We start from the raw sequence: 12566 nt of genomic DNA, 5'->3' as shown, positions 1-12566 counted from the left end.
ATAGCAAAATTGCCCATTCGTTTGTTATCGAAAAAAATTTAATGCATCTTTGTTGCCTTATAAAATAATCGCCAGTAAACCATATTTATAACTAACCAAGGTTTATTAGCAAAAACTTATACAAAGTAAAAACATATGAAAACAAAGAAAATTTTGTTTGCTCTGCTATTTCTTTTACCCTTCAATTGGGTAAAAGCAGATGAAGGGATGTGGTTTTTAATGCATATTGACCGATTGAACCACCGCGATATGCAGCAAATGGGGCTACAACTCACCGCTGAGGAAATTTACAGTGTTAACCACTCCAGTTTAAAGGACGCTATTGTGCAATTTGGTGGTGGGTGTACTGCTGAAATAGTTTCGAAAGATGGTCTTGTTCTCACCAATCACCACTGCGGTTACGGAGCCATTGCAGAACTCTCAAGTCCTGAGCATAACTACCTTAGCGATGGTTTTTGGGCAGCTAACCATCAAGAGGAGCTGAAACCCAAATCTTTATCCGTACGGTTTTTTGTGCGCATGGACGATGTATCGGAGCGAATACTCGGTAAAGTAGACGATAACATGTCGGAAATTGACAGGGAAAAGGTTATTAATCAGGAGATAGCATTTATCGAACGGGAAAACAGCGAAGGCGGGAAATATGTTGTTTCCGTTAAATCATTTTATAACGGAAACGAGTATTATTATTTTGTATACCAAGACTATAACGACGTACGTCTTGTAGGAACACCCCCCAACAGCATTGGCAAGTTTGGTGGGGATACCGATAACTGGGAATGGCCTCGGCATACCGGCGACTTTTCCTTATTCAGAGTATATACCGATAGAGACGGTAACCCAACTGAATATGCACAAACAAACATACCCCTTAAACCTAAATATCATCTACCCATTAGCTTAAAAGGTTTCCAAGAAAATGATTTTGCTATGATTTTGGGTTACCCTGGGCGCACAAACCGCTGGATGCCATCGGCCGGAATTGATCAGAACGTGAATTACGCATATCCAGCATGGGTTGAGGCCTCCAAAGTTGGCATGGATAATATGAAAAAGCATATGGATAATGATCCCAAAGTAAAATTGGAATATGCGTCTAAATACGCTCAAGTGGCCAATTATTGGAAAAACAGGCAAGGGATGATCGATGCGCTGCAACAACACGAGACAGCAAAGACCAAGCGCATAGCAGAAACTGCGTTTAATAAATGGGCCAATAAAAGAAAAAACAGGGCACGTTATGGCGAAGTCATCCCTACAATCAATGGTTACTACGAAGCCACGAACGAGCAAAGCAGGCACGACAACTATCTTATAGGCATGTTACGTTCCAGTACCTTTGCGGCTTTACCATATGTACTCGGAAACACGTTACAGTTTTATGCAGACGCCAACGATGCGAAACGACAGGAATTGCTTCCCAAGATACAGACAGAGGTCAACGCACAATATGATCAATTATATCTTCCTTTAGAGCAAGACGTATTAAATGCCTCACTTAAATTATACGCCGCTAAGGCTCAGGCTGACATATTGGCTCCATTGGTAGCTTCTCTCGCCGAGCAGTACGATGGTGATTTTAGCGTATATATTAAAGAAGCCTTTAAAACCAGCATCTTTTCTTCTAAGGAAAAAATAGATTCCTTTTTAACTAACCCTGACGTAGAACTCCTTGCAAAAGATCCGCTCTATCTACTTTCATCAGATTTAATGGACCGTTATCGCCATACTGATGATGATAAAAAGCAGGCAGAGGCCTCTTTTCAACAGGCATTTAGGTTAATGGTGGAAGGCATGCGCAAAGCTAACCCGAAGAAGGTATATTATCCTGACGCCAACAGTACACTACGTTTAACTTACGGTAAGATCATTTCCTTACCTCCTGATTCGAAGAACGACGCTCAGGAGAATTATTATACAACACTGAAAGGCACCATCGCGAAATATCGGCCAAATGATGAAGAGTTTGATCTACCGCAAAAATTAATCGATTTATACGAGGCAAAAGACTTTGGGCCATATGCCGATCAGGCAGGTCATATGCCTGTGAATTTATTAACAGATAACGATATTACGGGCGGTAACTCCGGCTCACCGGTTATTAACGGAAACGGGGAGCTTATTGGGATTGCCTTTGACGGTAATATTGAAGCGATGGCCGGTGATGTTATTTTTGATCATGAGCTGCAAAGGACTATCAGTGTGGATATACGTTATGTATTATTTATTATTGACAAGTTTGCAGGAGCAAAACATTTGGTTGACGAAATGACCCTTGTGCAGTAGGCATGCCGGGCGCTCTAATTCAAATAAAAGCGGCCTATTCGAAATTAACGAATAGACCGCTTTTATTCATATAGACTGCTATTCATATTGACCGCAGGATTTTTTCTGTATTCTTCTTTATAGGAGCAGTGGCATCCAGCCAGTGGATACGCAAACCATCCTTCTCCATTTTCCTGAAATAGGTCATCTGTCTTTTTGCGTAGCGGTGTATCTCGGTATTCAGCTTTTCAAAAAAAGAAGTATAATCCATTTCTCCTAATAAGTATGCTGTCGCATATTTATATTCCAGGCCATAGAATTTCAATTTCTCTTCGGGTACACCTTGCTTAAGCAACGCACTCACCTCATCCAGCATCCCCGCCTTTAAACGCTCTTCCAAGCGATTCGTTATTCTACGTCTGCGTTCTTCCAAGGGAAGAGAGAGACCAAATATGACACTTTCTATGCCAGTTCTACCTACAGGGGATTTATTATGCATAGACCACTGTGCTACTTCTATAGCTCTTATAAGCCTTTTTTTTGTGCTTATATCGGCCCTATAAGTATCAGGCTTAGGTATTGACAGAAAAAATTTCTCCAATTCCTCTATGTCCTTTTTCTCCAAATGAACACGCAACTCAGGGTTAACCGGGACTGAAGTATGGGTATATCCCTGTAATACAGATTGCATATACATTCCCGTACCGCCACAGAGGATAGGCCTTTTTTGTTTTAACAGAATATCCAAAAAGGCCTCATAAAAATCGTCCTGAAAATGCGCCACGCTATAATCATCGCCAGGCTCAAGAATATCAATAAGATAATGATCAATTGTCCCGTATGTTGCGAGATCCTTACCCGTCCCAATATCCATCCCTTTGAAAACCTGCCTGGAATCTGCACTTATTATGGCGCCATTTACTTTACCCGCCACATGGACAGCTAATGCCGTTTTTCCGGAAGCGGTTGGACCGAGAATACAGATCATGCTTTACACTACAAAGTCTGTCCACTTTTCGCTACTTGCACTGCTAGCCACCACATTATCGATAAAAGCCATGCCACGCACACCGTCATCCACGGTCGGAAAATCAAGTATCTCTTCGGATGGCGTTTCTCCATTTAATTTCGCTGAGACCGTTAGTGCGAAATTCCGGTATATATTAGCAAAGGCTTCCAGTAATCCTTCCGGGTGACCTGAAGGGATTCTGGTATTATGTTTCGCAACATCACTTAAGTAAGCATTTCCTGTGCGGTAAACCTGCTTGGGTTCATCTAACCATTTTAGGTATAAGCTATTCGGTTCTTCCTGTATCCATTCCAGCCCCCCTTTTTCACCATAAACCCGGATACGAATGGCGTTTTCCTCTCCAGCAGCAACCTGTGAGGCGATAAGCACGCCGTTTGCTCCATTATCAAAACGTAACAGTACGTTCCCATCGTCATCCAGCAAACGTCCGTCGACCATAGTATGTAGGTCGGCACACAAAGCGGTTATCTTTGCTCCGGTAATGTACTCTGCCAGATGTGCCGCATGCGTTCCGATATCACCCATTGCACCGCTTTTACCCGATCGTTTGGGATCAGTACGCCATGCTGCCTGTGCGTTCCCTTCACGTTCACTCAAACGACTCAACCATCCTTGCGGATATTCAACGATCACTTTTCTAATTTGCCCAAGCTTGTTCTCCTTCACCATAACCTTCGCCTGTTTCACCATAGGATAACCACTATACGTGTGTGTGAGCGCCAAAGTTAGTCCTGTACGATCAACGATCTCTTTCAGTTGCTTTGCCTCTTCCAGAGTAAACGTCATTGGCTTTTCTATCACCACGTTAAAACCATTTTCCAAGGCTAAACGCGCAGGGTCAAAATGCACGAAATTTGGTGTAACGATGGTTACAAAATCCATCCGCACATCTTCAGGCAATTGGCTTTCTTTTTCTATCATCTCCTGATAACTTTCGTAAACTCTGTTGGGATCTACAAACAGTGCTTCACCCGATGCCTTTGATATCTCAGGGTTAACACTAAAAGTTCCACAAACCAGCTCTATTAGGCCGTCCATTCTGGCGGCCACACGATGGACAGATCCAATAAAAGCATCTATCCCTCCGCCAACCATACCCATACGAAGTTTTCTTTTCATTTTTGTTTTTTTTTATTTGTATTAATTGGTAAACAATAGTAAAGGCCTAAAATAACAAAAGAATTAGATAAGTTAAACCTTCAAGCGCATTTTGGCACTTCCTAGATTCTCTACCATTGTGTATTTTTTTGATTGGCACAGCCTATCCTTCATTTTTTGGAATTGCTTTTCATGATAGCGTAATCCCGATTCCGCATCGACATAAAAACGCTGGGCGGGGAGATTATCAATGAAAGTAAAACCCAGTTGAAGATATTTTTTCCCGTCAGACCAGTCCCGGTCTACATAGGTAACAATATCACCTGGATTAAACTCTTGAATAAACCCCTTGATCAGTCTGCTTAGTCCGCCTACTACCAAATGATTTGACTGGTGGCAAAACCGTATTAACTCAAAAGACCGATGACTGGTGGTTGTGCTATTAAACAGTCGTCTCCCACCACTAAAAACGGCGACAGACATCAGCTCCCCTTCCACAAACAGTCCATATCGATATTTACCTGGCAAAGGGACCTGTAGATGATAGGCTTGTTGAAAAGCCATTGCCGTGTGCTTATCAATTCTTGCCAGCGTGGTTTTCCGCGCGTAGATTCTTTTCGCTTTACCGGCAATCGCCGTTATTCTGGCTATCACAATATCCATCTTCGTCTGCAGCAGATCTTCATCAATATGTACGGCAAGACTACCGAACATATCTTCCTGGTGGCAAACATTTAGTAGCAAACTTCGGTAAACGACAAATGTTGTGGCTAATCCACGTAAGGACACGAGATACACCGCCGACGATTGTTTTTGACAGACCACGTCTTCCTTTATCTCTTTTTGAAGTTGTTTTACAAACTGTTTAATTATCTGCGGTAAGTTTTCCATGAATATTTATACAAACCTACAGCGAAAGATTTAGCAAACAAAAATACTTTCAAGATATTTAAATATGATTTTTGCCTGTTCGTATTTTTACTATTCTATAAAACTATCTTATATTTCCTATATATATAAAAGCCTGTAGTGGCAAAATAGAGTGCCACTACGGCGTAGCACTCATGCACACCAAATTAATTTTTATTGCACATACCTCCGTCATTAAATGACGGAAGCTTGAACACTATAAATAAAAACACTTGTGAAACAAAGTAAATTTATCTAAGTTTAAAATGTACTAAATTATCAGTGATCGTTCTATGCATCTCACCAAACAATTGCAATTACTTTTTCTTTTCTTTCTAATAGGATTCAGTGCATGTGCCCAAACAGCGCAGAAAGAACATATCAAGAACCATATAGCTCAAGAACGGGAATCCATTCAAAGCACGTTGATTTTGAATAATGAACAGGGCATCATCCCTTTAAAAAGGCTACAGGAAAAAAGAATAGCTAGTATCAGCTTCGGTTTCACTTATGCAGCTGCTTTTGACAATAGGTTAGGCCAATATGCGCCAATCAGTCATTTCCAATGCATCCCAGAGATGGATAATCTCAAAGAGCTGGCAGATACGCTCAAATATCACAACTTACTCATCGTACAGATCTCTGACGATGCTTTGGCGAACCAGGCAGTTCTTGACTTCATAAACAATGAATCTATCGGTAAGCAGCTTATTATTTGCGGCTTTGGTTCCCCGTTAAGGCTGGCATTGTTGGATGATTATGATCTCCCTATCGTTTGGTCGCAAGACACCTCTGAAATTGCAGCGCAGCATAGCGCCTCTACCATTTTTGGCGGTATTGCGATCAATACCCGCCTGAGGGAAAATATTTCTCCACATTATACAGCTGGCAGTGGCTTCAGTACCGTAAAAACCCGTTTAGGATATACATTACCAGAAAACGTAGGAATCAGCAGTCGCAATCTCTCTGAGCCTATTGACGAAATCATGCGGGAAGCTATTGCTGAAGAAGCAACTCCGGGCGCAGTAGTGATGATTGTAAAAAACGGACAGGTTATTTTTGAACAGAGTTACGGTTTTCATACCTATGAACGTAAACAGCCAACGCTTCCAACCGACATTTTCGATATGGCATCCATCAGTAAGATCACCTCCACTACTTTGGCCGTCATGCGTCTTCATGAACAGCAAAAAATCGACCTCAATCAAACCATGGGGCATTATCTATTAAAAGCCCGTGGGACAAATAAAAACAATGTAAAATTGAGGGATGTGATGCTCCATCAGGCGGGCTTTATTCCGTACATCCCTTTCTATAAAAACCTGAAACCGGGGGATATCAGTCGCGATTCATCCGTTACGCACCGTGTCAAATTAGCCGACGGCCGTTACCTGCGTTCTAACTACTATGAGCAGGTGATGTGGCCAGAGATGCTTCAATCACCTATTAAAAATGCGGGGACATACGTTTACAGTGATATCAGTATGTATGTCATGAAGGAGGTGGTAGAACAGCAATCGTCGGAACCCATTGAAAAATATGTTCAGGAAGAATTCTATGCTCCATTGGGTATGTATAAAACAGGATATAGGCCACGCCTTCGTTTTGCCAAAGAACAGCTTGTACCCACTGAACGCGACATCTCTTTTAGGGATACACTGTTACAAGGCTACGTACACGATCAGGGCGCGGCCATGGCCAACGGTGTAGCTGGGCACGCAGGCATATTTAGTTCGGCCAACGATCTAGCGATCTATGCGCAAATGCTGTTAAATAGGGGCACTTATGGTGGTGAGATATACTTTTCCAACGCAATTGTCGATGAATATACTACGAAGCAATCCGCCGTTAGCAGAAGAGGACTAGGTTTTGATCGATGGGATCCGGATATTTCAAAGGCCTATCCTTCGAAATTGGCTTCTCCCGCTACTTTTGGCCATACCGGTTATACGGGCACATGCATCTGGATCGATCCTGAACATCAATTAGCCTATATATTCTTAGCCAACCGGGTGCACCCAACAGTTACCAATAAATTATTAGACCTAAATATTAGATCAAGGATACAAGACGTAATTTATGAAGCCATCGCCAAAGGACTATAGCCAACAATGACATCTTTTTAACAATTTATAAAGAAAATAACCCTTATTTTGCATCAGTTGATCGGCCATTTTTGACATCGTTGTAAAGCTGAGATACTGCAGCATAAACAAAAGTGTATTTAAAAAACTAATTTCAAGGAATGAATGTATCGTAAATTGCTGTGATAGAAAGGAATCTACTATCGCTAAGGCGCTGAGCGCAAGAAACAGCGCAAATACCCGTTTCAACGGGCGTCAATAGGTTCTCTCACAGCTCATGACATTTTCATTGCCATTAAGAAACAAGATAGCGAAGCAGTTTCGTTGATACGGTTAAAAAACGAGCGTGCATATCAATAATTATTCAAATGAAACCTGCATGAGTTACCATAAGGGAATAAACAAAGACAGCTCATGCAAGTTTCATCACATTTAAAAAGCAATTTATATCGATGAAAATAGGTATTGTTTGTTACCCAACTTTTGGCGGAAGCGGCGTAGTCGCAACAGAATTAGGCAAAGCGCTGGCGGCGAATGGGCACCAGGTACATTTTATTACATATAGCCAGCCAGCACGATTAGACTTTTTTTCAGCCAACCTTTTTTACCATGAAGTAAGCATCTCGAAATATCCACTCTTTGACTTTCCTCCTTATGAATTAGCATTGGCCAGTAAGCTGGTTGACGTTATACGCTTTGAGAAACTAGATCTTCTACACGTACATTATGCTATACCGCATGCCTCGGCAGCATATATGGCCAAAGAGATCTTAAAAACCTATGGCATCCCTATACCGGTGGTTACCACACTGCATGGTACGGATATAACATTAGTGGGTAAAGACCCGAGTTACAACCCGGTAGTTACCTTTTCCATTAACCAGTCTGATGGTGTAACTGCCGTATCTCAGCATTTGAAAGAAGATACATTAAGTCACTTCAATATTGTTAAAGACATCAAGGTTATTCCTAACTTCATTGATCTGAGTCGGTTTAGCTTAAAACCTCGAGAACATTTTAAAAAAGCTATTGCCCCTGGTGACGAGCGCATCTTAATACATACATCCAATTTCCGCAGAGTAAAACGAACCGGGGATGTTATTCGTATTTTTCAGAAAATTCAGGAAAAAATACCATGCAAACTACTAATGGTGGGTGATGGCCCCGACCGTGTAAATGCCGAGCAGTTATGCCGTGATTTAGAAGTATGCCAAGATGTTCGTTTTTTGGGGAAACAGGATGCCATAGAAGAAATTTTATCTGTAGCGGATCTATTTATGATACCATCGGAATCGGAAAGTTTTGGTCTTGCCGCATTAGAAGCAATGGCTTGTAGTGTTCCAGTTATTTCTTCAAATGTAGGTGGTTTACCAGAGTTAAATGTGGACGGGGTAACTGGTTTTCTGGATGACGTAGGTGATATCGAAAATATGGCTCAGCACGCGATTTACATATTAGAAGACAATGCACGCTTAGACACATTTAAGTCGGCCGCCTTAGCACGTGCGAAAGAGTTTGAACTTAGCTTGATCCTTCCTCTTTATGAGCAGTACTATCAAGAGGTGATTGACACTGTTAATGAAAAAACCGATACCTAGTATTATCGCTCTCCGGGAAAAATGTTAAGAAAATATGTAGCGTGACATGTGCCTTTTTTATCCAGGCCAAAAGATTGGCCCTGGCGAAATGGTTACTATTTTATCTGTCAAAAACCAAACATACCGGAGCTCCAATAGCAACACCTATCCCTGTATCTTCTAACAGACCGGTTGTAAAATCCCTTTTAAACACCGTTACATTATCCGTATATTGGTTTGCGACGAGTAGAAAATTTCCTTCCGGAGCTATCACAAAATTCCTTGGCCCCTTTCCCCCAACAGATTGATGGTCCTGCAAAGACAATCGACCACTTTTTTGATCCACTTTATAAATAGCGATATCATTGGCGTCTCCACGGTTAGATGCATATAGAAATTTACCATCCGGGGAGATGTGAATATCTGCCGCACCCACGTCATCACCTGTGAAATCCTCAGACAACATCGTAATCTCCTGTACCTGCTGCATTTGTCCTTCATGACAGTTAAAAACAGTTACTGCCGGTTTCATTTCCTGTACGACATAAACATAATCACCATCTTTAGAAAATATTGCGTGCCGGGGTCCACTACCCGGAGTTAAGGTAACTCGATTTACTTCCGCTAAAGAAACTGGTGTTTCATCGGCAGTTACATCATAAGGATAGCTACTTACTTGATCCGTTCCGAGGTCTTGCACCAATAAGAATTTTCCATTGGGGCTGAATATCGCCGAATGCACATGAGGTTTTTCCTGTCTACTTTTATCAGGTCCGCTTCCCTGATGACCAACCACTTGCTTTTTTTCCGTTAACCGGCCATCGCGCTCCCTACCAAATACGGCAAAGTTGCCCCCATTGTAATTAGATACGATAACGTTTTTATCCTCCTGATCAATGGTTATATGACACGGAGCATCGCCCAAAGCTGCTTGCTGATTCAAGAAACGTAATTTAGCGGTCGACGAATCGTAAGCAAACGCACTCACACGCCCATTTCCTTCGCCTAGCTCATTGACCGAATAAACATATTTGCGATCTTTACTCAACGTCAGAAACGAAGGATTATCCGTAGGCACTTCACTTCGGTAAGTTAATTTTCCAGAAACGGTATCAAAGGCATACACATAAATACCTTGACTCTTACCTGTGTCTGTGTAAGTACCTATAAGCAGATTAATCACATTTTCTTGTGCCATAATTACTACTGGTATTAAAAACGCCATCAATAAAACCAGTATCGTTTTTGAAGGATAATACGTGCTCATATTTTTATCAATAGGAGCTCAATAATACATTAAATATGAGTAAAACGCAACTATTCAACCTTATTAGTACCAAATAAACCACCAAGAATCATTTCGATGATAGCTGTTAGGATAGCAAAAAACATCGCAGAGAAAAAGCCACTAACCGAAAAACCACTCATAATGTTACTCACTAACATGACCATTAGAATAGTAATAACGAAAGATACCAGTCCTAGTGTTAATATATTGAGCGGCAAAGTAAAGAACCTGAGGATGGTACCTACTGTAGCGTTTGCCAACGCAATTAGAACCCCTGCGAGTACCGCGCTCCAAAACCCAGAAACTTCGGCGCCCGGAATAACGTAGGCAGCCAACATAATGGCAACACCCGTTACAATAAGATCAATGATGAATCGCATAGCTGAATTTTTTATCTAAAGAAACGACAAAAATTCAAAATTGTTTATACTTTTTTATCAGCAAACATCTTTTATCAAGACAATCAAGCATTTGAAAATTCAAATATTTTGTTTTATATTTGCATCATCTTGAGAAAGAGGGGACAGCATAGTCCCCTCTTTTTATTACAAGTAATTTGTAAACGGAGTATGAGCATTGAGCAAAGGGTCATAGCATTAGTAGAAGAAAAGATCGCCGACAGATCGGATCTTTTCTTGGTGGATGTCAACATGCATAGTAATGGCAAACTTGTTATTCATGTTGACGGTGATCAAGGGATTAGCATACAAGATTGTGCAGCAATCAGCAGACATGTTGGTTTTCATTTGGAGGAGGAGGACGCCATTTCAGATGCCTATAATTTAGAGGTGTCGTCGCCAGGTATAGACGCCCCTCTCCGGCTTGAAAGGCAATACAAAAAAAATATCGGAAGAGCCGTCTCACTGAAAATGACATCAGGCAATAAAAGAGAAGGAAAACTGCTGGCTGCTACAGAAGGGCATTTACAGATTGAAGAAACGGTAAAAGAAAAAGGTAAAAAAGCGGTTCAGGTACAAAACACCATTCCACTAGACCTAATAACAGAAATAAAGGTTTTAATTTCATTTAAATAAAAATGAGCAATATCAATTTAATAGACTCATTTCAGGAGTTCAAAGACTTCAAAAACATTGACCGGCCAACGGTCATCAGCGTATTGGAAGAGGTTTTCAGAAGTATGATTCGTAAGCGTTTCGGAACAGACGAAAACTGTGATGTAATCGTTAACCCCGATAATGGTGACCTGGAGATATGGCGCACGCGCGCTGTTGTTGAGGATGAATTTTCAGAGGATGATGATTTGGAAATCGAACTTGCGGAAGCTCGCAAAGTAGACCCTGACTTAGAAGTTGGAGATGATTTTATTGAAGAAATCACTTTAGAGAGTTTTGGCAGACGAGCTATCCTTGCTGCTAGACAAACCTTAGTTTCTAAGGTGCTGGAGCTAGAGAAAGACGAGATATTCAAAAAGTACAAAGATCGCGTTGGCGAAATCGTGACCGGTGAGGTTTATCAGATCTGGAAGAAAGAAACACTCGTTTTGGACGATGAGGGGAATGAACTTATTTTACCAAAAACAGAGCAGATACCCGCCGACTACTTTAAAAAAGGGGATACCATTAGAGCGGTGGTTTACAAAGTCGACATGATGAACACTACACCGAAGATCATTATTTCAAGGACAGCTCCGGAATTTTTACAACGGTTGTTTGAATTAGAGGTACCTGAGATTTTCGATGGTCTGATAACGATTAAGAAAATAGTTCGTGAACCGGGAGAACGCGCAAAAGTAGCCGTTGAGTCTTATGATGATCGTATTGATCCCGTTGGTGCCTGTGTTGGTATGAAAGGTTCACGTATACACGGCATTGTGCGCGAGTTACGCAATGAAAATATAGATGTTATAAACTTCACGAATAATATTTCGCTTTACATACAACGGGCGTTAAGCCCTGCGAGAATCAGTTCCACTAAGTTGGATGATCAGGAAAAACGGGCTGCTGTATACTTACAATCAGACCAGGTGTCTCTGGCAATCGGTCGTGGAGGTCATAACATAAAATTAGCTGGTAAGCTAACCGGGTATGAGATTGATGTTTATAGGGAAAGTGACGAGAATGACGAAGATGTTGATTTGGAAGAATTTGCAGATGAAATCGACGGTTGGATACTCGATGAGTTTAAGCGTGTAGGTTTAGACACTGCAAAATCCGTACTAGCATTATCGACTGATGAGCTGATCCGTAGAACAGATTTAGAAGAAAATACTATATTAGAGGTTATACAGGTGTTACGTGCAGAATTTGAATAATTCTGTGGACAGAACGCCAAACAAAAGAAGGCTTTGTTGATTA

General features: G+C 41.3%; 10 protein-coding genes. 5 read left to right on the top strand and 5 right to left on the bottom strand.

All coding sequences use genetic code 11. The annotated features are described in order from the left end of the window. Nucleotides 1–135: 135 nt before the first annotated feature. Entirely contained in the window at nucleotides 136–2286 is a 2151-nt protein-coding gene (locus H8S90_RS07485) for a S46 family peptidase (RefSeq protein ID WP_187341943.1), read from the top strand. Between the two features lie 82 nt (nucleotides 2287–2368). On the opposite strand, the gene miaA is transcribed toward H8S90_RS07485, so the two are convergent. From miaA to H8S90_RS07470, 3 genes are all read right to left on the bottom strand, one after another. Next, nucleotides 2369–3253, bottom strand: coding sequence for a tRNA (adenosine(37)-N6)-dimethylallyltransferase MiaA (miaA, locus tag H8S90_RS07480; protein WP_187341942.1), 885 nt, complete (start codon nucleotides 3251–3253; stop codon nucleotides 2369–2371). A 3-nt stretch (nucleotides 3254–3256) separates the two neighbouring features. Then, nucleotides 3257–4414 (bottom strand): Gfo/Idh/MocA family protein, encoded by a 1158-nt coding sequence (locus H8S90_RS07475; RefSeq protein ID WP_187341941.1) that lies wholly within the window; start codon nucleotides 4412–4414, stop codon nucleotides 3257–3259. A 72-nt stretch (nucleotides 4415–4486) separates the two neighbouring features. Then, nucleotides 4487–5284 (bottom strand): hypothetical protein, encoded by a 798-nt coding sequence (locus H8S90_RS07470; RefSeq protein ID WP_187341940.1) that lies wholly within the window; start codon nucleotides 5282–5284, stop codon nucleotides 4487–4489. 311 nt (nucleotides 5285–5595) lie between these two features. Between H8S90_RS07470 and H8S90_RS07465 the strand changes: the two genes are divergently transcribed. Then, the gene (locus tag H8S90_RS07465; RefSeq protein WP_187341939.1) at nucleotides 5596–7407 is read left to right on the top strand and encodes a serine hydrolase; all 1812 of its coding nucleotides are present in this window, start codon (nucleotides 5596–5598) and stop codon (nucleotides 7405–7407) included. Between the two features lie 431 nt (nucleotides 7408–7838). Beyond that, nucleotides 7839–8984 (top strand): N-acetyl-alpha-D-glucosaminyl L-malate synthase BshA, encoded by a 1146-nt coding sequence (gene bshA / locus H8S90_RS07460; protein ID WP_187341938.1) that lies wholly within the window; start codon nucleotides 7839–7841, stop codon nucleotides 8982–8984. A 100-nt stretch (nucleotides 8985–9084) separates the two neighbouring features. Here the strand turns inward: bshA and H8S90_RS07455 are convergent, their stop codons facing one another. Both H8S90_RS07455 and H8S90_RS07450 read right to left on the bottom strand, forming a co-directional pair. Further along, the gene (locus tag H8S90_RS07455) at nucleotides 9085–10230 is read right to left on the bottom strand and encodes a lactonase family protein (RefSeq protein WP_222852256.1); all 1146 of its coding nucleotides are present in this window, start codon (nucleotides 10228–10230) and stop codon (nucleotides 9085–9087) included. 50 nt (nucleotides 10231–10280) lie between these two features. After that, entirely contained in the window at nucleotides 10281–10631 is a 351-nt protein-coding gene (locus H8S90_RS07450; RefSeq protein WP_187341937.1) for a phage holin family protein, read from the bottom strand. A gap of 189 nt (nucleotides 10632–10820) precedes the next feature. On the opposite strand from H8S90_RS07450, the gene rimP reads away from it, so the two are divergent. Both rimP and nusA read left to right on the top strand, forming a co-directional pair. Beyond that, nucleotides 10821–11285: a ribosome assembly cofactor RimP gene (gene rimP, locus H8S90_RS07445; RefSeq protein WP_187341936.1), complete on the top strand. Its 465-nt coding sequence runs from the start codon at nucleotides 10821–10823 to the stop codon at nucleotides 11283–11285. Nucleotides 11286–11287: 2 nt separating this feature from the next. Further along, complete coding sequence (nusA, locus tag H8S90_RS07440; RefSeq protein ID WP_187341935.1) at nucleotides 11288–12523, top strand: transcription termination factor NusA; 1236 nt, start codon at nucleotides 11288–11290, stop codon at nucleotides 12521–12523. The last annotated feature ends 43 nt before the right edge of the window (nucleotides 12524–12566 follow it).

It is taken from the genome of Olivibacter sp. SDN3 (assembly GCF_014334135.1).
Classification (GTDB): Bacteria; Bacteroidota; Bacteroidia; order Sphingobacteriales; family Sphingobacteriaceae; genus Olivibacter.
The sequence above is the reverse complement of the archived record's forward strand: the minus strand, read 5'-3'. Positions and strand labels throughout refer to the sequence as shown.